Source organism: Pantoea sp. EABMAA-21, from assembly GCF_030053335.1.
GTDB lineage: Bacteria > Pseudomonadota > Gammaproteobacteria > Enterobacterales > Enterobacteriaceae > Pantoea > Pantoea communis.
In genome coordinates, this window is record NZ_JASGBX010000001.1 from 377,625 (window position 1) to 398,930 (window position 21,306).

Annotated in this window: 25 protein-coding genes, 1 pseudogene and 1 other annotated feature; of the genes and pseudogenes, 17 read left to right on the top strand and 9 right to left on the bottom strand. The window is 53.2% G+C overall.

What is annotated here, in order from left to right:
• The first annotated feature begins 105 nt into the window (after nucleotides 1–105).
• Nucleotides 106–354 carry a YciN family protein gene (locus QMZ65_RS01720; protein WP_097117002.1) on the top strand — a complete coding sequence of 83 codons (249 nt, stop codon included), beginning with the start codon at nucleotides 106–108 and terminating at the stop codon, nucleotides 352–354.
• A gap of 26 nt (nucleotides 355–380) precedes the next feature.
• Here QMZ65_RS01720 and sohB read toward each other — a convergent pair whose 3' ends face one another.
• Complete coding sequence (gene sohB / locus QMZ65_RS01725; protein WP_097117001.1) at nucleotides 381–1,427, bottom strand: protease SohB; 1,047 nt, start codon at nucleotides 1,425–1,427, stop codon at nucleotides 381–383.
• Between the two features lie 174 nt (nucleotides 1,428–1,601).
• Between sohB and QMZ65_RS01730 the strand changes: the two genes are divergently transcribed.
• Entirely contained in the window at nucleotides 1,602–2,366 is a 765-nt protein-coding gene (locus tag QMZ65_RS01730; protein ID WP_283215271.1) for a YciK family oxidoreductase, read from the top strand.
• Entirely contained in the window at nucleotides 2,363–2,950 is a 588-nt protein-coding gene (cobO, locus tag QMZ65_RS01735; protein WP_058959807.1) for a cob(I)yrinic acid a,c-diamide adenosyltransferase, read from the top strand. The genes QMZ65_RS01730 and cobO overlap by 4 nt, the downstream gene beginning before the upstream one ends.
• A 36-nt stretch (nucleotides 2,951–2,986) precedes the next feature.
• Here the strand turns inward: cobO and rluB are convergent, their stop codons facing one another.
• Nucleotides 2,987–3,904, bottom strand: coding sequence for a 23S rRNA pseudouridine(2605) synthase RluB (gene rluB, locus QMZ65_RS01740; protein WP_034821500.1), 918 nt, complete (start codon nucleotides 3,902–3,904; stop codon nucleotides 2,987–2,989).
• An 820-nt stretch (nucleotides 3,905–4,724) separates the two neighbouring features.
• Between rluB and QMZ65_RS01745 the strand changes: the two genes are divergently transcribed.
• Nucleotides 4,725–5,381: a serine protease gene (locus tag QMZ65_RS01745; RefSeq protein ID WP_034821503.1), complete on the top strand. Its 657-nt coding sequence runs from the start codon at nucleotides 4,725–4,727 to the stop codon at nucleotides 5,379–5,381.
• Here the strand turns inward: QMZ65_RS01745 and QMZ65_RS01750 are convergent, their stop codons facing one another.
• Both QMZ65_RS01750 and rnm read right to left on the bottom strand, forming a co-directional pair.
• Nucleotides 5,382–6,002: an L-threonylcarbamoyladenylate synthase gene (locus QMZ65_RS01750; RefSeq protein WP_045814395.1), complete on the bottom strand. Its 621-nt coding sequence runs from the start codon at nucleotides 6,000–6,002 to the stop codon at nucleotides 5,382–5,384.
• A gap of 12 nt (nucleotides 6,003–6,014) precedes the next feature.
• A complete protein-coding gene (gene rnm / locus QMZ65_RS01755) occupies nucleotides 6,015–6,899 on the bottom strand; it encodes an RNase RNM (protein ID WP_097116999.1) in 885 nt (294 codons plus the stop codon).
• Nucleotides 6,900–7,053: 154 nt separating this feature from the next.
• Nucleotides 7,054–7,158, top strand: a sequence feature (Trp leader region).
• Between the two features lie 24 nt (nucleotides 7,159–7,182).
• Here rnm and QMZ65_RS01760 point away from each other — a divergent pair.
• The 5 genes and pseudogenes from QMZ65_RS01760 to trpA all read left to right on the top strand — a co-directional run bounded on the left by QMZ65_RS01760 (nucleotide 7,183) and on the right by trpA (nucleotide 13,749).
• On the top strand, nucleotides 7,183–8,745 hold the full coding sequence (locus tag QMZ65_RS01760) for an anthranilate synthase component 1 (RefSeq protein WP_283215272.1): 1,563 nt from the start codon (nucleotides 7,183–7,185) through the stop codon (nucleotides 8,743–8,745).
• Nucleotides 8,745–10,338, top strand: a pseudogene (gene trpD, locus QMZ65_RS01765) (bifunctional anthranilate synthase glutamate amidotransferase component TrpG/anthranilate phosphoribosyltransferase TrpD). Before QMZ65_RS01760 ends, trpD begins: the two are co-directional and overlap by 1 nt.
• Before the next feature lies 1 nt (nucleotide 10,339).
• The gene (trpCF, locus tag QMZ65_RS01770) at nucleotides 10,340–11,707 is read left to right on the top strand and encodes a bifunctional indole-3-glycerol-phosphate synthase TrpC/phosphoribosylanthranilate isomerase TrpF (protein ID WP_283215273.1); all 1,368 of its coding nucleotides are present in this window, start codon (nucleotides 10,340–10,342) and stop codon (nucleotides 11,705–11,707) included.
• Between the two features lie 45 nt (nucleotides 11,708–11,752).
• Nucleotides 11,753–12,946: a tryptophan synthase subunit beta gene (gene trpB / locus QMZ65_RS01775; RefSeq protein WP_045814391.1), complete on the top strand. Its 1,194-nt coding sequence runs from the start codon at nucleotides 11,753–11,755 to the stop codon at nucleotides 12,944–12,946.
• A complete protein-coding gene (trpA, locus tag QMZ65_RS01780; RefSeq protein ID WP_283215274.1) occupies nucleotides 12,946–13,749 on the top strand; it encodes a tryptophan synthase subunit alpha in 804 nt (267 codons plus the stop codon). The genes trpB and trpA overlap by 1 nt, the downstream gene beginning before the upstream one ends.
• Before the next feature lie 45 nt (nucleotides 13,750–13,794).
• Here trpA and QMZ65_RS01785 read toward each other — a convergent pair whose 3' ends face one another.
• Together QMZ65_RS01785 and QMZ65_RS01790 are read right to left on the bottom strand one after the other, a co-directional pair.
• Complete coding sequence (locus QMZ65_RS01785; RefSeq protein WP_283215275.1) at nucleotides 13,795–14,232, bottom strand: hypothetical protein; 438 nt, start codon at nucleotides 14,230–14,232, stop codon at nucleotides 13,795–13,797.
• A gap of 83 nt (nucleotides 14,233–14,315) precedes the next feature.
• Complete coding sequence (locus tag QMZ65_RS01790) at nucleotides 14,316–14,528, bottom strand: hypothetical protein (protein WP_283215426.1); 213 nt, start codon at nucleotides 14,526–14,528, stop codon at nucleotides 14,316–14,318.
• On the opposite strand from QMZ65_RS01790, the gene QMZ65_RS01795 reads away from it, so the two are divergent.
• Nucleotides 14,482–14,796, top strand: a complete 315-nt coding sequence (locus tag QMZ65_RS01795) for a BON domain-containing protein (protein ID WP_034828856.1) — start codon at nucleotides 14,482–14,484, stop codon at nucleotides 14,794–14,796. The two genes, QMZ65_RS01790 and QMZ65_RS01795, sit on opposite strands and share 47 nt — an antisense overlap.
• Nucleotides 14,797–14,856: 60 nt before the next feature.
• On the opposite strand, the gene ompW is transcribed toward QMZ65_RS01795, so the two are convergent.
• A complete protein-coding gene (gene ompW / locus QMZ65_RS01800) occupies nucleotides 14,857–15,489 on the bottom strand; it encodes an outer membrane protein OmpW (RefSeq protein ID WP_097116991.1) in 633 nt (210 codons plus the stop codon).
• Between the two features lie 340 nt (nucleotides 15,490–15,829).
• On the opposite strand from ompW, the gene QMZ65_RS01805 reads away from it, so the two are divergent.
• Genes QMZ65_RS01805 through yciA form a run of 3 tightly spaced genes read left to right on the top strand, consistent with a single transcriptional unit; the run spans nucleotide 15,830 to nucleotide 17,633 of the window.
• Nucleotides 15,830–16,564, top strand: coding sequence for a YciC family protein (locus tag QMZ65_RS01805; RefSeq protein WP_034828852.1), 735 nt, complete (start codon nucleotides 15,830–15,832; stop codon nucleotides 16,562–16,564).
• Nucleotides 16,565–16,623: 59 nt separating this feature from the next.
• Entirely contained in the window at nucleotides 16,624–17,163 is a 540-nt protein-coding gene (locus QMZ65_RS01810) for a septation protein A (protein WP_038646666.1), read from the top strand.
• Nucleotides 17,164–17,216: 53 nt separating this feature from the next.
• Nucleotides 17,217–17,633 carry an acyl-CoA thioester hydrolase YciA gene (gene yciA, locus QMZ65_RS01815; protein ID WP_097116990.1) on the top strand — a complete coding sequence of 139 codons (417 nt, stop codon included), beginning with the start codon at nucleotides 17,217–17,219 and terminating at the stop codon, nucleotides 17,631–17,633.
• 53 nt (nucleotides 17,634–17,686) lie between these two features.
• On the opposite strand, the gene tonB is transcribed toward yciA, so the two are convergent.
• Complete coding sequence (tonB, locus tag QMZ65_RS01820) at nucleotides 17,687–18,409, bottom strand: TonB system transport protein TonB (RefSeq protein WP_200570156.1); 723 nt, start codon at nucleotides 18,407–18,409, stop codon at nucleotides 17,687–17,689.
• Between the two features lie 205 nt (nucleotides 18,410–18,614).
• On the opposite strand from tonB, the gene QMZ65_RS01825 reads away from it, so the two are divergent.
• Nucleotides 18,615–18,911: a YciI family protein gene (locus QMZ65_RS01825; RefSeq protein ID WP_034828845.1), complete on the top strand. Its 297-nt coding sequence runs from the start codon at nucleotides 18,615–18,617 to the stop codon at nucleotides 18,909–18,911.
• Between the two features lie 3 nt (nucleotides 18,912–18,914).
• Entirely contained in the window at nucleotides 18,915–19,085 is a 171-nt protein-coding gene (locus tag QMZ65_RS01830; RefSeq protein WP_166936081.1) for a hypothetical protein, read from the top strand.
• Between the two features lie 16 nt (nucleotides 19,086–19,101).
• Here QMZ65_RS01830 and QMZ65_RS01835 read toward each other — a convergent pair whose 3' ends face one another.
• Nucleotides 19,102–19,275 carry a YciY family protein gene (locus QMZ65_RS01835; RefSeq protein ID WP_097117257.1) on the bottom strand — a complete coding sequence of 58 codons (174 nt, stop codon included), beginning with the start codon at nucleotides 19,273–19,275 and terminating at the stop codon, nucleotides 19,102–19,104.
• A gap of 163 nt (nucleotides 19,276–19,438) precedes the next feature.
• Between QMZ65_RS01835 and cls the strand changes: the two genes are divergently transcribed.
• Together cls and QMZ65_RS01845 are read left to right on the top strand one after the other, a co-directional pair.
• Nucleotides 19,439–20,899 carry a cardiolipin synthase gene (gene cls, locus QMZ65_RS01840; RefSeq protein ID WP_034828843.1) on the top strand — a complete coding sequence of 487 codons (1,461 nt, stop codon included), beginning with the start codon at nucleotides 19,439–19,441 and terminating at the stop codon, nucleotides 20,897–20,899.
• 37 nt (nucleotides 20,900–20,936) lie between these two features.
• Nucleotides 20,937–21,266, top strand: a complete 330-nt coding sequence (locus QMZ65_RS01845) for an HI1450 family dsDNA-mimic protein (protein WP_196250121.1) — start codon at nucleotides 20,937–20,939, stop codon at nucleotides 21,264–21,266.
• The last annotated feature ends 40 nt before the right edge of the window (nucleotides 21,267–21,306 follow it).

Sequence of the window (21,306 nt, forward strand, 5' to 3'; positions counted from 1 at the left end):
TGATTAATTTTGCGCCAGTTTTGCTGGCGGACGTTGATTTGATGAACAGCGCAACTCGCTAGTAATATAGAAGGAGAACGATTGCTGTCAAAAAAGAGGTGAACAATGTCAGTAGAAACGGAATCCATTTCACGCCAGGCGTTACTGGAAATAGCCAATCAAATGATCAAGCAGCACGACGATTATTTAGCCGGGATGGAAGCCAATGACGTGATTCAGCAGGGCGAGATATTGGTGTTTCGTGGGCCTTATTTCTTAGATGAAGAAGGCCTGCCGAGCGCGAAAACCACCGCTGTGTTTAACGTGTTTAAATCCCTTGCCGTTGAGCTCTCCTCACGCTATCACCTGGCATAAAAAAGCCCGGCATTTGCCGGGCTTGCTCACAACAGTGGCTTATCACCACGCTGCCATATTTTCAGAATTAACCGCTCGGCCGCCAGACTGGCGCTGTTGGTGAAGCGATCCATCATTTTCTTCTTCCGCGCATAGTGCACGCCCAGCACATTGAACCGATCCATCTGCTTGATAATCAGCGCATCGCTGGTGCCGATCTCATCAATCAGCCCCAAATCCAGCGCCTGGCGTCCATACCAGTGTTCCCCGGTGGCCACTTTTTCCAAATCCAGTGTCGGACGCATCTGCTGGACAAACTCTTTGAACAGCAGATGGGTTTCGTTGAGATCTTCCTGGAATTTTTCACGTCCCTCATCGGTGTTCTCACCAAACAAGGTCAGCGTGCGCTTATATTGACCCGCGGTGTGCAGTTCAACGTCGATATCATTGCGTTTCAGCAGACGGTTGAAGTTGGGAATCTGCGCGACCACACCAATTGATCCAATGATAGAGAATGGCGCCGCGACGATGCGATCCGCGACACAAGCCATCATATAACCCCCGCTCGCCGCCACTTTATCGACGACGGCAGTTAACTGCAGGCCCGCATCACGCAGACGCTGCAGCTGAGAAGCGGCCAGGCCATAACCGTGCACCACGCCACCCGGGCTTTCCAGACGCAGCAAGACTTCATCACCCGGCACAGCCACCGCCAGCACCGCGGAGATCTCCTCACGCAAAGAACTGACTTCGCCCGCATCCATACTGCCTTTAAACTCCAGCACATAGAGTGTCGGTTTAGCGGCTTCGCTCACACCAGCTTTGGCATTGCGCTTCTCGGTTTTGGCTTTTTGCTTCTCTTCTTTTTTATGCTGCTTCAGCCACACTTTTTGCGCCTGTGGCTTCATCTTCGCCAACTGCAGGTCTTCCTTCATTTCACGATAATCATCGTCGAGATGAGTCAAGCGCAGTTGACCACCGCTGTGGCGTTTACGCATCGCGGCATTGAGCACAATCAGAACAATAGCTGCGAACGCCACCACCACGGTGACGGCCTTGGCCAGAAATAATCCATAACTGGAGAGTAAATCCATTCTGCCGCCTTATTAAACAGTGAATTACAAACAATGGCTGAGTTTACCCGCTTTAACGACTTTCGTCGCCTGAAATGCCCGCAGGCGGCACAGAATGCGAGGCGCGGTGATTGCACCTGGCGACAAATTGAGGCATAAAGCCCAAAACCCTCTGACTTGCCAAAGGACATCGCTGTGCATTATCAACCGAAAAGCGATCTGCTGGAAAATCGCATTATCCTCGTCACCGGCGCTTCTGACGGCATTGGTCGCGAAGCGGCGCTGACCTATGCGCGCTATGGCGCACGCGTCATTTTGATGGGCCGCAACGCCGAAACGCTGCAGCAGACTGAACACGCCATCAATCAGCTGAATAAGCAGCCCGCATCCCATTTGCTGCTGGACTTGTCGCATGCCACGCCAGAAAGCTGCGCTGAGGTGGCCGATCAGATCGCCTCCCTGGTGCCACGGCTCGATGGTGTACTGCACAATGCCGGGATTCTGGGTGAGATCGTCCCACTGGCGGAACTCGATCCTGCCGTCTGGCGCAAGGTGATGCAGATCAATCTTGACGCCACCTTTTATTTAACTCAGGCCTTGCTGCCGCTGCTGCTGAAATCAGACGCCGGTTCACTGGTGTTTACCACGTCGAGCGTCGGCCGTACCGGCCGTGCAGGCTGGGGGGCCTATGCGGTGTCGAAATTCGCCACCGAAGGCATGATGCAGGTACTGGCGGATGAGTATAAAAATCGTCATCTGCGGGTAAATTGCATCAATCCTGGTGGCACTCGCACTAAAATGCGCGCCAGTGCTTTCCCGGAAGAAAATGCCAGTTTACTGAAAACGCCTGCTGATTTGATGCCGCTTTACCTTTATTTGATGGGTGATGACAGCCGTCGCAAAACCGGGATCAGTTTTGATGCCCAGCCGGGACGTAAACCGGGGGCAGCCAGCGCATGAGTGATCGTCATCAGCAACGACAGCAGCGTTTAAAAGAACAGGTTGATGCGCGGATTGCTGCCGCGACAGAAGCGCGCGGCATTTTGATGGTGTTCACCGGCAACGGCAAAGGCAAAACCACCGCCGCCTTTGGTACGGCTTTACGCGCTTGCGGGCACGGTAAAAACGTTGCCGCCGTGCAGTTTATTAAAGGTGAATGGCCAAATGGTGAGCGCAATTTGCTGGAACAGCATGGCGTGGAATTTCAGGTGATGGCCACCGGCTTTACCTGGGATACTCAAAATCGGGAGACCGATACTGCCGCCTGCCAACAGGTTTGGCAGGCGGCAAAGCGTATGCTTGCCGATGAGCATGTGGATTTAGTGATCCTCGATGAAATCACCTACATGGTTAGTATGGATTATCTGGATCTGGATGAACTGGTGCGCGTGCTGGGACAACGTCCGGTTCAACAAAGTGTGATTATCACCGGTCGAGGCTGCCATCGAACCTTGCTCGAGATGGCGGATACCGTGACCGAGATGCGCCCGGTTAAGCATGCATTTGATGCAGGCATTCAGGCTCAGCAGGGAATAGATTGGTAAAACAGTGACGCCGCTGCATGCGGCGTCACGGGCATATCAGGAACCGCGCTTGTTAGTTCCACTGGTCCGCGTGCTGCTGTTGCGGCTGCTACTGCTGCCGCCGCGACGTGGGCTGCCGCTTACATTACTATGACGTTTTACCGCGCGACGAATCTGATTGGCTTTAGTACGACGACGGTCTTTTTCAACCGCGACTTTCGTCACCGTCTCTTCCGGCATATCCACCAGCGTACGCAGGTAGTTAACCGCCGGTAATTCCATCTCCATCCAGCCACCGCGAGGTAACCCTTTTGGCAACTGAATATCGCCATAACGGACGCGCATCAGGCGGCTAACCTGCACACCTACGGCTTCCCACAAACGGCGGACTTCACGGTTACGTCCTTCGGTCAGGGTGACGTTATACCACTGGTTGATGCCTTCACCGCCAGCAAACTTAATGGTTTTGAACGATGCCGGGCCATCTTCTAACTGCACACCTTTACTGAGCTGACGAATTTTATCGTCATCCACTTCGCCGAATACACGCACCGCATATTCACGCTCAACTTCACGGCTTGGGTGCATCAGACGGTTCGCCAGTTCACCATCGGTGGTGAACAACATCAGACCACAGGTGTTAACGTCCAGACGACCCACAGCGATCCAGCGTGAACCGCGCAGACGCGGCAGACGGTCGAATACCGTTGGACGCCCTTCAGGATCGTTACGGGTACAGAGTTCGCCTTCTGGTTTGTAATACGCCAGCACGCGGCAGACTTCAGTGGCGGATTCAGCAATCGAAACCAGATGGCCATCAATACGAATTTTCAGGGATTTATCATTTTCAATGCGATCGCCCAGCGTCGCCAGTTTGCCATCGACGCTGACGCGTCCGGCTGAAATCATCGTTTCAATTTCGCGGCGTGAACCGTGACCAGCACGCGCTAATACTTTTTGTAGTTTCTCACTCATGGAGATGCCTCGTTGTCGCCTTCCCAGGCGTCGTGGTAAGAAGAGGTACGATACGGGGATTACCAGTTCCCATATCAGAATCTGTTACCGCTGAGCATAGCGCATGCCATCTCAGGCGGCCCGCGATTTTACACTAACGCAAGTTTCGTTAACACCTTTTCCTTTGCTGCCGATAATAAAGGCCAAAGGCTGCGTCACCCGTTTAGTGCCATATGCCTAAACATTTACGCTGCTTATAGATACACCAACCACACTTCTCTTCTTTATGCGCCAAGTGACTGAATTTTTAACATTTACTCTTGGCTCTATATGCCTGGTTATTACCCCCCTCTTTAGACCCGTGATACATTAGCACTTTTCAAGACTGGTCTGCTAGGATTGCGCACCACGCTTAAGGATAATCCCAAACATAAAATCTAAACCCAAACTGCAAAACAGGATAAAAAACTAATTAACCGGGATAAATAAGGCTCATTAGTCCAGTAATTTTAAATTACCAGTTAATTGGCGCTGCAGGTTGGATTAAGTCTGTATTTTCGCATTATTTGATTCAGATTAAATTTGATGAATTGTTCTGATAAAAAAATTGTGTAAAATTTAAGCCTGAAACAGAGTGTGCCGTATTTATAAAAGCGTAACCTTTACTATTTACACTCGTTTCTCTAACAAGCCACTAACAAAATCACTGTGGCATTGTTGATAATATAAACCGGCGCACGCAGGAATTGACGCGTTTATTCATTCACGGAATGAATTTAATTTGCATGTCGAAAGTCTTCACCAGGGATTTTCCTGACATGCTTAAAAGAAGATGACTATCATGAAAACCTCTCTGCTTTGGCCTGCCCTCGCGGCGCTGGCACTGAGCGGCTGTTCCGTGGGCCATACTGAGTATAGTCGAGCGGCGCTTGAACACGTGGATATGAGCGTGACAGGCATCCCGACGGTATTGGGTCTGGGTATCCTCGGTACAACCATCCCTTTAACACCAGAGTACAGCCTGACAGCTGCGCACGTCGCCACCACTGCCGTACAGCGTGTGAAGGCTTATCATCCTTATTGCGACGTCGCCATTATCTATCATAAGAATAGCCCGGAAACGCTGGCAAAATTCCGCACCAGCAAAGTCGGTGAACCCATTAAGATGTACGGCTACAGCTTTATTTCAGCCATGCCCGTGGAATCAAGTGGTGTTAATTTAGCGCGCACCGCTATTACCAATAAATGGAATAAAAAACCGTGCATGGCAATGGCATCAAATGCTGGCGTTGTACAGGGAATGTCGGGGGGCGCGGTATATAATGCTGACCAGACAATTGGCGGAGTGATTGTGGGCTACAGCCATGAAATTTCCAATGTGCGCAGCAAACAAGTCATTCTGAAAGATGTTTCGCTGTATATTCCGTACGGTGATTTTAAACATTGGCTGGAAAAGAATATAGGCCAGACGACGTTAACGCCGCCTGACCACGCGTGATTAGAGGAACGGGCGCGTGTCGCCGACCCCTTCACGAACCACAACCGGTACATCGCTGGTGAGATCGATCACCGTCGTCGGCTGCTGCCCTAACGTGCCGCCATCAATGATCAGATCCACCAGCTTACCGATGCTGTGCTGAATCTCTTCCGGATCCGATTCCGTGAAGTCATTACCGGGCAACATCAGCGAAGTAGACATCATCGGCTCATTCAATCTCTCCAGTAACGCCAGCGCCACCGGATTGGAAGGTACGCGCAAACCAATAGTTTTACGCTTGTCATTCATCAAACGACGCGGCACCTCTTTGGTCGCTTTGAGAATGAAGGTGTAACTGCCCGGCGTATTGTTTTTCAGAATACGAAACGCGGTATTGTCCACCTGCGAATACGTCGAGAGCTCAGACAGATCGCGACACATCAACGTAAAATTGTGGTTGCCATCTAACTGCCGGATACGGCAGATACGCTCCATCGCGTTCTTCTCTTCCAGTCTGCAGCCTAGCGCGTAACCCGAATCGGTGGGATAGACAATCACGCCACCTTTATTAAGATAATCGACCGCCTGATTGACCAGACGCGGTTGCGGGTTATCTGGATGAATGTGAAAAAATTGACTCATAAAAACCTCATGTCACCTGTCTGCAATAGCCACGGCGGGCGCTAACGCGGGAAAGCGTTCCCAGATGGGTTCAACGCCGCCCGGCAGCCATAACTTGCGCCCCAGTTCTATCCACGGACAGGGTTGGTGAAAATCTGATCCCTGCGATCCCGCCAGCTGATTGTCGCGCGCATAAGTCGCGAGCTGCGTGCGCTCGTTGGGTGCCTGCTGACACTGTGCCACTTCCATTGCATCACCACCGACCTCGGCGAAATGGGCAATCAGTCGCTTAAGCCACTTTGCAGACAATCCATAGCGACCCGGATGTGCGAGTACCGCAACGCCGCCAGAATGATGAATGGCATCAATAGCTTGTTTAATTGTACACCATTGCGGCGGCACATAGCCGGTTTTCCCACGGGCAAGATAGTTCTTGAACACTTGCGCCATGTTATCGGCTTTACCCATCTCGACCAGATAACGGGCGAAATGACCGCGGGTGATCACACCGCCCTGAGCCAGGCGTTGCGCCCCAGCCAACGCATCAGGAATGCGGGCACGTTCGAGACGCTCTGCAATCAGCTGAGCCCGTTCAACGCGGCATTGATGCTGTTGCTCAAGAAACAAGGTCAGTGCCGGATGCTGGCAATCCACATTTAAACCTACGATATGAATTTCGTGGTTTTCCCACAATGTAGAGGCCTCTAATCCGGCCAGAATACGAATCGGTAGATTCTGTTGCTGCACAGCGGCTTGCGCTTCTGCCACGCCAGCAACGGTGTCGTGATCGGTAATCGCCAGTACCCCTACTTTCATTTCGACGGCACGTTGCACCAACTCGGTAGGGGTCAGCAAACCGTCAGACGCCTGGGTATGGCTGTGTAAATCGTAAAGGGGAAAACGGGCAATATCCGACAAGGTAACTCCAGCAGCAACTTAACTCGGCTGGCATGATAACGATTTTGACCCTGACTGAAAAAGGGTATTGACTTTTTTCATCTGAACCAGTTAACTAGTACACAAGTTCACACGTAACGGGTATCTCATCATGACTAATTTTGGTACGCATGCAAAAGGTTGGTGGCGCGATAATCCTTTAAACGGGCGACGTCGTCGTGCACAACATGCGTAACCATTGTGCAGATACCTGAGCCCGCCACCGAGCGGGCTTTTTTTTGAGCGAAATTCAGAGATGACAATAATGGCTAATGCGAAACCTACATTGAAGTTGATTACCGGTACCGCGCCCTACCGCGAAGATCCGGCCGCAGTGTTCCATCAAATTTGCGGCGCACGTCCGGCAACTCTGCTGCTTGAATCTGCCGACATCGACAGCAAAAAGAATCTGAAAAGCTTACTGATTGTGGATAGCGCCCTGCGCATCAGCGCACTGGGCAACGTGGTGACATTACAGGCGCTGTCAGAAAACGGTCGCATCATTCTGCCACTGCTGGATGAAGCACTGCCGCAGGATGTCAGCATTGAAGCGCGTCCGGATGGCCGCGTGCTGCATTTCCCGCTGCCTCAGGGGTTGCACGATGAAGATTCACGTCTGAAAGCATTGTCTGTTTTCGATGCGCTGCGCCTGATTCCGCAACTGGTGAACAGCCCAGAGGAAGAGCGTGAAGCGATGTTCCTCGGCGGATTGTTTGCTTATGACCTGGTGGCCGGATTTGAAGATTTACCCGAGCTGCGTAATGAGCAAAGCTGCCCGGATTACTGCTTCTACCTGGCAGAAACCCTACTGGTGATTGATCACCAGACGCGCAGCGCTCGTCTGCAGGCGAGCTTGTTCAGCCCGTCCACCAGCGAATTCCAGCGCTTGCAGAGCCGTGTTGAGCAGCTGCGTGGTCAAATGACGCAGCCTGCCCCGGCTTTGCCGGTTCAGCGCGTTGAGCAAATGGCGTTGAGCACCAACCAGAGCGATGAAGAGTATTGCAATGTGGTGCGTGAAATGCAGGAAGCGATTCGCATTGGCGAAATCTTCCAGGTGGTACCATCACGCCGCTTCTCGCTGCCGTGCCCTTCTCCGCTGGCCGCTTATGACACGCTGAAGCACAGCAATCCAAGTCCGTATATGTTCTTTATGCAGGATCAGGACTTTGCGCTGTTTGGCGCTTCACCAGAAAGCTCACTCAAGTATGACGCCACTTCACGTCAGATTGAGATCTACCCGATTGCCGGTACGCGTCCACGTGGCCGACATGCCGATGGTTCACTGGACCGCGATCTCGACAGCCGTATCGAACTGGAAATGCGCACCGACCACAAAGAGCTGGCGGAACACCTGATGCTGGTGGATCTGGCGCGTAATGATCTTGCTCGCATCTGCGTGCCTGGTAGCCGCTATGTGGCAGACCTGACCAAAGTAGACCGTTACTCTTTCGTGATGCATCTGGTCTCTCGCGTGGTTGGCACGCTGCGTGACGATCTTGATGTCCTGCACGCCTATCGCGCCTGTATGAACATGGGCACCTTAAGCGGCGCGCCAAAAGTGCGTGCCATGCAGTTGATTGCTGAGAAAGAAGGCACGCGTCGCGGCAGCTACGGCGGTGCGGTAGGTTATTTCACCGCACACGGCGATTTGGATACCTGCATCGTGATTCGCTCCGCTTGGGTGGAAGATGGTGTTGCAACCGTCCAAGCCGGTGCCGGTGTGGTACTGGATTCTCAGCCTCAGGCTGAAGCGGATGAAAGCCGCAATAAAGCGCGCGCGGTATTACGTGCCATCGCCACAGCCCATCATTGCAAGGAGATTTTCTGATGGCCGATATCCTGTTGCTCGATAACATCGACTCCTTTACCTATAACCTCGTTGATCAGCTGCGCACCTTTGGTCACAACGTGGTGATTTACCGCAATAACGTGCCGGCTGAAGTGCTGATTGAACGACTGCAGCAGATGGAAAATCCGGTGCTGATGCTGTCGCCAGGCCCCGGCGCGCCGAAAGATGCCGGCTGCATGCCTGCGTTACTGCAAGCACTGCGTGGTCTTCTGCCGATTATCGGCATCTGCCTCGGTCATCAGGCGATTGTTGAGGCTTATGGTGGTCATGTAGGCCAGGCCGGTGAGATTCTGCACGGCAAAGCCTCTTCGATTAATCACGACGGTGAAGCGATGTTTAGCGGCCTGAGCAATCCGCTGCCGGTGGCCCGTTATCACTCGCTGGTGGGCAGCAATACGCCTGCCGAATTGACCGTTAACGCCAGCTACAACGGCATGGTAATGGCCGTTCGCCATGATGCCGACCGTGTGTGTGGCTTCCAGTTCCACCCCGAATCCATTCTCACCACCCAGGGCGCACGTTTGTTAGAGCAAACGCTGACCTGGGCGTTGGCGAAATAATAGGGAGATTGTGATGCAAAATATTCTGGAAAAACTTTACCAGGCACAAACCCTGAGCCAGGCGGAAAGCCATCAGCTATTTAGCGCCATTATTAAAGGTCAGCTCGAGCCGACCCAACTAGCCGCTGCGCTGATTGCAATGAAAGTCCGTGGCGAGCGCCCGGAAGAGATCGCGGGTGCCGCTACGGCACTGCTGGAAGATGCGAAACCGTTCCCGCGTCCGGATTACACTTTCGCCGATATCGTTGGCACCGGCGGTGACGGCAGTAACAGCATTAACATCTCCACCGCCAGCGCCTTTGTCGCCGCAACCTGTGGGCTGAAAGTGGCCAAGCACGGCAATCGTAGCGTGTCGAGCAAATCCGGCTCGTCCGATCTGCTGGCGGCTTTTGGTATCGATCTGGATATGCCCGCTGAAAAAGCGCGTAAGGCACTGGACGATCTTAACGTCTGCTTCCTGTTCGCGCCGCAATATCACAGCGGATTCCGTCACGCGATGCCAGTGCGTCAACAGTTAAAAACCCGCACCTTGTTTAACGTGCTGGGCCCTTTAATCAATCCGGCGCGACCCCCACTGGCGGTTATCGGCGTGTACAGTCCGGAACTGGTGCTGCCGATTGCCCAAACCCTGAAGGTGCTTGGCTATCAGCGTGCGGCAGTGGTGCATGGCGGCGGGATGGATGAAGTGGCGCTGCACAGTGCGACTCAGGTCGCTGAGCTGCGTGACGGTGAAATCACCAGTTATCAGCTGACGCCTGAAGACTTCGGTTTTGGCTTCCATGATAAAGAAGCCCTGGCGGGCGGCACGCCGGAAGAAAACCGTGACATTCTGGCGCGTTTGCTCCAGGGTAAAGGCCAGCCAGCCCATGAGCAGGCCGTTGCGGTGAACGTCGCAATGTTGCTGAAAGTATTCGGAAATGAAGATTTGCGCGACAACGCTCAGCGCGCCATCACCGCAATTCGCAGTGGTCAGGCTTACGAGCGCGTTGTTGCTCTGGCAGCGAGAGGATGAGATGAGTATTAAGGGCACCGTTTTAGAGAAAATTGTTCAGGATAAAGCCGTCTGGGTTGAAGCACGCAAGGCACAGCAGCCTCTGGCGACCTTCCAGAACAGCTTGCAGCCTGCAGGACGCCACTTTTACGATGCGCTGCGCGGCACGCGCACCGTGTTCATCCTGGAATGCAAAAAAGCCTCCCCGTCGAAGGGTTTGATTCGCGAAGATTTTGATCCTGCGACCATCGCCGGCGTTTATCGTCATCACGCCTCGGCCGTTTCCGTCTTAACTGACGAGAAGTATTTCCAGGGTGATTTTGAGTTTCTGCCGATCGTCAGCGCCGCGATTACTCAACCGGTACTGTGCAAAGACTTTATTATCGATCCTTACCAAATCTACCTGGCGCGCCACTATCTGGCCGACGCCATTTTGCTGATGCTGTCGGTTCTGGATGATGAGCAATATCGTCAGCTCGCCGCCGTGGCGCATAGCCTGAAAATGGGCGTACTGACTGAAGTCAGTAATGAAGAAGAACTGGAGCGTGCGATTGCGCTGGAAGCTAAAGTGGTCGGTATCAATAACCGCGACTTGCGCGACCTATCGATTGATCTGAATCGCACCCGTCAACTGGCACCACGTTTAAGCCACGGTGTGACGGTCATCAGCGAATCGGGCATCCATAACTATGCGCAGGTGCGTGAGCTGAGCCACTTCGCCAACGGCTTCCTGATTGGCTCCGCACTGATGGAAGAAGCCGATCTGAATGCTGGCGTGCGTCGCGTATTGCTCGGTGACAACAAAGTCTGCGGCCTGACCCGGCCTGACGATGCACGCATTGCGCACGAAGCGGGCGCGATTTATGGCGGTGTGATTTTCGCCGAAGGTTCACCGCGTGAAGTCAGTGAAGAACAAGCACAAAACGTCATAGCGGCTGCGCCACTTAAGTATGTCGGCGTATTCCGCAATAACTCTGTAAGTGACATTGTCACGCATGCCAGTTCACTCAAACTTTCCGCTGTGCAACTGCATGGTGATGAAGATCAGGCGTTCGTCGCAGAACTGCGCAGCGCCCTGCCAGAAGAGGTGAAAATTTGGAAGGCGCTGAGCATTAGCGGCAGCCTTCCAGCCCGCGATTGGCCGCATGTGGAGCGTTACGTGTTTGATAATGGCCAGGGCGGCAGCGGACAGCGATTCGACTGGTCACTGCTGCAGGGTGAAGATCTCAGCAACGTGCTGCTGGCCGGCGGATTAAGCGCCGACAACTGCGTGGAGGCTGCACAACTGGGCTGCGCCGGACTGGACTTTAACTCTGGCGTTGAATCCGCACCCGGCATCAAAGATGCCAGTAAAGTCGCGGCGGTATTCCGCACGCTGCGCGCCTATTAATTTCGCTCGCCCGCCGATGCGCGGGCCGCATAAGGAAGATGAGAGATGACGACGTTATTGAATCCCTACTTTGGCGAGTTTGGCGGTCAATATGTACCGCAGATTCTGATGCCCGCTCTGCGCCAGTTGGAAAGCGCCTTTGTCGAAGCGCAGCGCGATCCAGAATTTCAGGCTGAATTTACCGATCTGTTGAAAAACTATGCTGGCCGTCCCACCGCATTAACGCTTTGCAGCAATCTGACCAAAGGCACAAAAACCCGCCTGTATCTGAAGCGTGAAGATTTGCTGCACGGCGGTGCACATAAAACCAACCAGGTGTTGGGCCAGGCGCTGCTCGCCAAGCGCATGGGCAAAAATGAAATTATCGCTGAGACCGGAGCCGGGCAGCATGGCGTGGCTTCAGCGCTGGCGTGCGCGCTGCTGGGCATGAAATGCCGCATTTATATGGGTGCAAAGGACGTTGAACGTCAGTCACCTAACGTGTTCCGTATGCGTTTGATGGGCGCGGAAGTGATTCCGGTGCACAGTGGTTCGGCCACGCTGAAAGATGCCTGTAACGAGGCGCTGCGTGACTGGTCTGGCAGCTACGAAACCGCGCACTACATGCTCGGCACCGCAGCGGGTCCGCATCCCTTCCCGACTATTGTGCGTGAGTTCCAGCGCATGATTGGCGAAGAAACCAAAGCGCAGATTCTGGAGCGTGAAGGTCGTCTGCCGGATGCAGTGCTGGCCTGTGTGGGTGGCGGTTCAAATGCCATCGGCATGTTCGCTGACTTTATTGATGACACCAGCGTCGGTCTGATCGGCGTTGAACCTGCGGGTCACGGCATCGAAACCGGCGAACACGGCGCGCCACTCAAGCACGGTCGCGTCGGTATCTACTTCGGCATGAAAGCGCCAATGATGCAGACTGAGGAAGGCCAGATCGAAGAATCCTATTCGATCTCAGCCGGCCTCGATTTCCCTTCTGTTGGCCCACAGCACGCCCATCTCAACAGCATTGGTCGCGCCGAGTATGTGTCGATTACCGATGATGAAGCGCTGTCAGCGTTCAAAGAGTTGTGTCGTGCAGAAGGCATTATTCCGGCTCTGGAATCCTCTCATGCTCTGGCGCACGCCTTGAAAATGATCCGCGAGAACCCAGAGAAAGAGCAGTTGCTGGTGGTTAACCTGTCCGGTCGCGGCGACAAAGACATCTTCACCGTTCACGATATTTTGAAAGCTAAGGGAGAGATCTGATGGAACGTTATAATCAGCTGTTTCAACGTCTGTCGGCGAAGAAAGAAGGCGCATTTGTTCCTTTCGTCACCCTTGGCGACCCGACCCCTGAACTGTCACTGAAGATCATCGATACATTGGTAGCAGGCGGAGCCGATGCGTTAGAGCTGGGCATTCCGTTCTCCGATCCGCTGGCGGATGGCCCAACGATTCAGGGGGCAACCCTACGTGCCTTCGCGGCGGGTACCACTGTCGCGCAGTGTTTCGAGATCCTTGCCGCCGTGCGCCAGAAGTATCCTGAACTGCCGATTGGGCTGTTGATGTACGCTAATCTGGTGTTCAGCAAAGGTATCGACAACTTCTACGCACAATGTGAAGCCGTCGGCGTTGATTCCGTTCTGGTGGCGGATGTACCGGTTGAAGAGTCTGCACCGTTCCGTCAGGCTGCGATGCGACATAACGTTGCACCCATCTTCATCTGCCCGCCGAATGCCGATGATAATTTGCTGCGGGAGATTGCCTCACACGGTCGCGGTTATACCTATCTGCTGTCGCGCGCGGGCGTAACGGGTGCAGAAAATCGCGCCAGCCAGCCGCTGAATCATTTGATTGAGAAGCTGAGCGAATATCATGCTGCACCACCGTTGCAGGGATTTGGTATCTCAGAAGCAAGCCAGGTGAGAGAAGCCATCGCGGCAGGCGCAGCGGGTGCGATTTCGGGATCAGCTATTGTGAAGATCATCGAACGTAACCAGAACGATCCCGACACGCTGTTAGCGGAACTGAAAGCGTATGTCAGCGATCTGAAAGCTGGCACGCGCTAAATCCTCAGGACCCTGTTCGCGATGGCGGATAGGGTCTTCTCTTGATTATTCCAGCCTGAACGTTTGCTCATCGCCTGAGCCATCAGGATAAGTCAGCTTCATCGTCAGCTTGTCGTTTCTGATTTGCCACGTCAGCTTCTCGTCTTCTGGCCCCTCACGCCAACGTCCACTGCTATCTGGATTATCTGACATCAAGATAACGCTCTCGCCCTGGACCCGGCAGCGCACGGCCCAGCGTGATTGATCGGAGGGCCGGATATAGTGCACCCACGCCACGCCCTGCTCATCCACCTTATCCAGCTGCATGATTTTGAAGCTGCGACCAAAGCTCAGCGCGGTAGCCGCTTTGCACAAGGTCCCCAGGTGTGGATTGATTAACGGTTCTGCCTGCGCGCTGGGCACTGGCAAAATTTGTGAAGCAAATAGCTGGAGGTAGGACAGATAGCTCATTGTCGCTATCGCCAGAATGGCACGCTTTTTCATTATTGTTTTCCCTGCCTGATGCTTAAATTTGCACCTGTCGGCTTATCGTCTTGTTGTTTTATTATTCGTTTTGCCCTGCTTTTTTAGCTTACCGTTTGCCTTGCTGCCGTCATTGGATCAATAAGTGGTAAAAATCGCGTATTTCCATCTTTTTCACCCCAGGCGATTTGCCGATTTGCAAAGCGCATACCACAATTAATCTCACCGTCTCGTCGCGGTGAAACACCATCTAAGACAGGGAGATAACCAATGAATTTTTTCAAAGTCGTTGCAGGATTATTAATGGCTGCGGTCATGGCGATCACACTTAGCGCCTGTGCACCAACAGCAACAAAGGAAGGAACCGGGGGCTATATCGATGATACGGTGATCACCACCAAGGTTAAGGCACAGTTGTTGAATGACGACTCGCTGAAATCCACCGAAATCAACGTCGAAACCTTTAAAGGAAAAGTGCAGTTAAGCGGCTTTGTCAGCTCACCGCAGATGGCGAACCGTGCAGTGACGGTGACCCGCAGCGTGGCAGGGGTTAAATCTGTGGTTAACAATATGCAGATTAAGTAATAGCGTATCGATACTGCAGCGGGCGGCCTTTGGGTCGCCCGTTGTGTTTCAGCGGGTGCCTCAGAAACGGTAACCCACACCAAAGAAGAACACCCACGGATCGATGCGCGTGTTGATATTCTGTTGTTCACCGTTGGCTTTAAATTTCACTTCAGTATCGATGTCCATGTACCACAGCGATGCGTTCAGCATCCAGTCGCGGTTGATTTGATAATCCATCCCCACCTGACCCGCCACACCCCAGGAATCTTTGACGCTTAAATCACTTAAGCCCGCGTCCTGGCCGGTTTGATTAAATTTGGCATCGTAGAACGTGGTGTAGTTGATACCTACGCCAACATATGGGCGCACCGGGCTGCGGCTATCGAAGAAATAATACTGTGCCATCAGCGTCGGCGGCAGCTGGCGCACGGTAGCCAGATTTCCGGTGGCACCAAGACCAACCTTGTGACGGAACGGTGTCGCCGCCAGCAGCTCCACACCGATGTTGTCTGTCGCCATGTAGGTGAAGGTCAAGCCTAGTTGGGTGTCGTTACTCACGTTAAAGCCGCCCATACCCAGCACATTGTCAGAGCCTTCGGTTGGACGAACAGTCGCGCTACCGGCACGCATGAAAAAATCCCCCGCCTGATGAGCCAGTGCCAGTTGCGGGATAGCCAGAGCCATGAGCAATGCGCATTTTGCCAGTTTCATAATCACTCCTTTGCAGAAAAGTAAGGTCTTAATCGGGATCGCGGCACAAGATCTAACCCTTTTTCGGTAAAAGATCATCTGCATCAATTCAAATTAATCACTTAAAAAACAATGAATTGATTCAGATCAATTTTCGGCATTGCGCGCCTGAAAGAAAAAACGCTGAGGAGGTTTTGAGGGCAGATGAAGAGGCTTTGCTGCTTTTATGAACCGGGTACGAACTTTAATTCCCCATTCTTTACCGGAGATGACACAAAGTTATGGTCTTGCGGGTGCCCGCCAGCCCACAGAACATGTACAATCGCCGGGTTAATTAACCCGGTTCCATCAAGGAGAGTACATGTCTATCACGGCAAGCTCGTTATACCGTGACACAGGAAATTTTCTGCGTCATCAGCTGGTTACTATTGTGCTGATGGCGTTGTTGACGTCGTTCATTACGGTGATTGTCGGTCATGCATTAACCCCAGGCGAAGACCAGTTATCCCTGCTTAGCCAGGCTGACGACAGCGCGACATCACTGTTTGAATTGGTACAGAATATGTCACCGGATCAGCAGCGCATCCTGCTGCGCGCTTCCGCAGCCGGCACCTTTGCCGCGCTGATCGGCAACACGCTGCTGCTGGGCGGTATGCTGTGCCTGATCCCGCTGGTCTCCAATGGCCAACGCGTGAGTGCCCTGCGAGCAATCGGTGCCTCCGCGCCACTGCTGCCGAAACTGCTGCTGCAGACCTTCCTGATTACCTTGCTGGTGCAAATTGGCTTTATGGTATTGATGGTGCCTGGCGTGATTCTGGCGATTCTGCTCTCACTGGCACCGGTAATGCTGGTCAGCGAGAAAATGGGTGTGATTGGCGCGATGCGCGCCAGTATGAAACTGGCATGGAAGAACATGAAAGTCATCGCCCCTGCCATTGTGCTGTGGTTGCTGGCGAAGATTGTGCTGATGTTCCTCATCTCATCACTCACAGTGCTGCCGGTGAACATCGCGTCGGTGGTGATGAACGCGCTGGGTAATCTGGTCTCCGCGATTCTGATTATCTATTTGTACCGACTGTATATGCTGTTACGTTAACAGCGATGGCGCTCTGCGGAGCGCCTTTATTGAACGCTCCTGCCCTAACTGGAAACGCTATGAAGCAGTTACTCGATTTTCTTCCCCTGGTAGTTTTCTTCATCTTCTACAAGCTGTACGACATCTTTGTCGCTTCTGGTGCCCTGATTGTCGCCACGGGCCTGGCGTTGGTGGTCAGCTGGGTGCTGTATCGTAAACTGGAAAAGATGACCCTCTTCACCTTCGCACTGGTGACGGTATTCGGCACGTTGACGCTGGTGTTCCATAACGATGAGTTCATCAAATGGAAGGTCACCGTGATCTATTCCCTGTTCGCGTTGGCACTGCTCTACAGCCAGTTCTTTATGGAACAGCCGCTGATTCAACGCATGCTCGGCAAAGAGCTGCAGTTGCCCGGTGTTGTGTGGCGTCGATTGAATATTGCCTGGGCCATCTTCTTCTTCGTCTGCGGCCTGGTAAATATCTATGTTGCGTTTTGGTTATCACAAGAGTTTTGGGTTAACTTTAAAGTGTTTGGTCTGACCGGCCTGACCCTACTGTTTACTCTGTTTAGCGGCGTGTACATCTGGCGACAGATGCCGCAACAAGAACAAAAATAAGCTACTCCGCCCGACAATGTCGGGCTTCTCTTCACCTGCAGAAGAACTGAGCAATGGACGAAAAACATAAATTGCCGCAAGGCGAAATGGTCTCGCGCACCCTGGCGATGCCAGCGGATACCAATGCCAATGGTGATATTTTTGGCGGCTGGTTGATGTCACAGATGGATATGGGCGGCGCTATCATGGCCAAGGAGATCGCTGAAGGTCGTGTGGTCACCGTACGCGTTGATGGTATGTCGTTCCTGAAACCGGTAGCCGTGGGCGATGTCGTGAGCTGCTATGCGCGTTGCATACGTACCGGCAACAGTTCGATGACCATCAATGTAGAAGTGTGGATCAAGAAGGTTTCGTCTGAGCCAATCGGTCAAACGTATTGCGCCACTGAAGCGGTATTTGTTTACGTTGCCGTGGATAACAGCGGGAAATCCCGTCCGCTGCCACCTGGCAAAGCCAATCTTGCCGTTTAACAGCGATAAAAAAAGCGGTCAATGACCGCTTTTTCTTTGCCTTCAACCCAGGCTTACTCGATGTTAGCGCCGCCGTTGATGCGGAACACGATGTTCATGGTCAGTCCTTTTCCTGGACGACCCGGCTGATAACGCCACTTTTTCATCGCCTGCTTCACTTCACGCTCGAACATGTTGCGCGGTTCGGCTGACAGAACTTCCACATTATCGACACGACCGTCGCTATCCACATCAAACTGCACGCGTACACGGCCTTCCACGCGTAATGCAAACGCACGCGCCGGATAGGCAGGTTTGCTCACGTTCATCGCCTTAGGCCCGTCAGAGACGGTTTGCGTTGGCGCTGGGTTACTCTTCGGTGCCGTGGTCGGACGCGTCTGAGTGGTCGGGATATCCTGCTTGACCGGATTCTCCTGCGGCTTCACTTCCTTACGTGGCTTCGGCTCGACCTTTTTCTCTACCTTCGGCTTAGGTTTTGGCTTGGGCTTTGGTTCAGGTTTCGGAATCGGCACCGGCTCGACTTTAGGCGGCTCGGGTGCAACCTCCGGCTCAGGTTCGGGCTCTGGCGGCGGCGGCGTCACCACCGCGGGGGCCGGTTCTGGCTGCACTTCAGGTGCCACCATGGTCACGCTGATTGGCTGGGATGCTTTCGGAACCTCAATGGTCTGATGAAACGATGCATAGAGAATGCCCGCAATCAGCGAGCCGTGGAGTACCACGGACAAGATCATAGCTACGGGGGTACGTGTAGGAAGAGGCGTAGTCAACGTCGTCATATCAGTCATATTCATTGAGTGAAGCGCAGATTTTAAATGCAAATAGCAATCAGTTTCAATAAGCGATGTGTATGCCACTCGCAGAAAGGCGTTTTTTAGCGGGGATTGCGCTATATGACGGTGGATTTATCTTTCATTTGCACTCTGATTAACGATCACTTAACGTGTCTCGCAATTTCGGCAAGTCTAACGGGAGTACCCCATCGTGCTTTACGTCATTTATGCGGAAGATACCGCAGATTCACTGGAAAAACGCAATTCCGTACGCCCTGCGCATCTCGCGCGCTTGCAGTTACTGCAGGATGAAGGTCGGCTGATCGCCGCTGGCCCAATGCCTGCTGTCGATAGCAACGATCCGGGTCCGGCAGGCTTTACCGGTTCAGTGATCATTGCCGAGTTTTCCTCGCTGGAAACCGCACAATCCTGGGCTAATGACGACCCGTACATTGCCGCTGGGGTGTATGAGAAAGTGGCGGTCAAACCGTTCAAGCGCGTATTTTAATCGATGTGGCAGTCTGTTTTACTGCTGGTAGCGGTGTTAACGCTGATTGGCAGAGCACTCTGGATTTGGCGTCAGCAAGGCTGGCGCCAGGCCCGGCAGCACATTGTGATGTTAGTCGTGCTGGCGGCCGCATTACAGATCGTCAATGTCTCTCTGGTGTTACGCGGCGCTTAACGGCCGCGTAAGCCATTTACATATTCTGCGTGATGAACAGGATAGATCGGCGATGCTGCTGCGCCACCTGATGACGAATGGCATGGATACGTTTATAGCGACGTGACTGCCCTTCCAGCCAACGTGCACGACGGCGGTGTACCTGACGTAACATTCTCCAGCGTGCCACTTCATTTCTGCTTCGTCTCATCACATCCTCATCAGACAGGCTAAACTCGCCAGGCATTATAAAGATCTGATTGAAAATGCCAAATCGAAAGCTTCATTGAACTGTCATTCACGATTAAAGGTTTCACTAGTGCTATTCAGCACGTAAACTTTCCTCATCAAAGCGCGAACAGGATGTCCACTTAATGACTACATTTTATACCCTAATCAGTTGGTTGCTGCTGTTCGGCTACTGGTTGCTGATTGCGGGTGTCACGCTGCGTATCCTGATGAAACGCCGCGCAGTGACGTCTGCCATGGCCTGGTTGCTGATCATCTATATTCTGCCGCTGGTGGGTATTATCGCGTATCTGTCTTTTGGTGAACTTCATCTGGGTAAACGCCGGGCTGAGCGCGCACGCACCATGTGGCCCTCCACCGCCAAGTGGCTTAACGACCTCAAACAGTGCCGCCATATCTTTGCCACCGAACACAGTGACGTGGCACGTTCATTATTTGAACTCTGTCACCATCGTCAGGGCATTGCGGGTGTCAAAGGTAATCAGCTACAGCTGCTCACTAACTCTGATGATGTGATGCACGCGTTGATTCGTGATATCCAACTGGCTCGGCACAACATCGAGATGGTGTTTTACATCTGGCATCCGGGCGGCCTGGCGGATGAGGTCGCGGAGTCACTAATGGCGGCTTCACGCCGGGGTGTACATTGCCGCCTGATGCTGGACTCTGCGGGCAGCGTGGCATTTTTCCGCAGCCCATGGGCGAATATGATGCGCAATGCCGGTATCGACGTGGTTGAGGCGTTACAAGTGAGCCTGCTGCGTGTGTTCCTGCGCCGTATGGATTTGCGACAGCATCGTAAAGTGGTGCTCATCGATAACTATATTGCCTACACCGGCAGCATGAACCTGGTCGATCCTCGCTACTTCAAGCAGGATGCAGGCGTGGGCCAATGGATCGATTTGATGGCGCGTATGGAAGGGCCGGTCGCGACCACGATGGGCATCGTTTACGCCTGTGACTGGGAGATTGAAACCGGCAAACGCATTCTGCCGCCCGCGCCGGATGCCAACATCATGCCCTTTGAGCAGGAAAGCGGTCATATCATCCAGGTGATCGCTTCGGGGCCGGGCTTCCCGGAAGATATGATTCATCAGGCGTTGTTGACGGCGGTCTATTCCGCACGCGAACAGCTGATCATGACGACGCCCTATTTCGTCCCCAGTGACGACCTGCTGCACGCCATCTGCACCGCTGCGCAACGCGGTGTGGAAGTCAGCATTGTGGTGCCACGCCACAATGATTCGCTGTTGGTGGGCTGGGCCAGCCGCGCGTTCTTTACCGAGTTGCTGGAAGCAGGCGTAAAAATTTATCAATTTGAAGACGGTTTGCTGCATACCAAAAGCGTGCTGGTCGATGGACAGCTGAGTCTGGTCGGTACCGTAAACCTTGATATGCGCAGCTTGTGGCTTAATTTTGAAATCACGCTGGTGGTGGATGATGATGGATTTGGCAGCGATTTGGCCACGGTGCAGGATGACTATATCGCCCGCTCACGCTTACTGGATGGTGCGCGCTGGGCTAAACGTGCGTGGTGGCAACGCATCGTTGAACGACTGTTTTACTTCTTTAGCCCTTTACTGTAAAACGAGCGACAAGATTACCGCCTCAGAGTAAGCAGGAATGACCATGGATTTAAATAATCGCCTTACCGAAGATGAAACGCTGGAACAGGCCTACGACATTTTTCTAGAACTGGCCGGTGATAACCTCGATCCGGCTGACATCATTCTGTTCAATCTGCAGTTTGAAGAGCGCGGCGGTGCGGAGTTGTTTGACCCGTCGGAAGACTGGCAGGAGCACGTCGATTTCGATCTCAACCCGGACTTCTTTGCGGAAGTGGTGATTGGTTTGGGTGAAGCGGACGGCGAGCCGATTACCGATGTGTTTGCGCGCGTGCTACTGTGCCGCGAGAAAGACCATAAGCTGTGCCACATTCTCTGGCGTGAATAATCGCTGACGCATAAAACAACGCCGGGCAATTGCCCGGCGT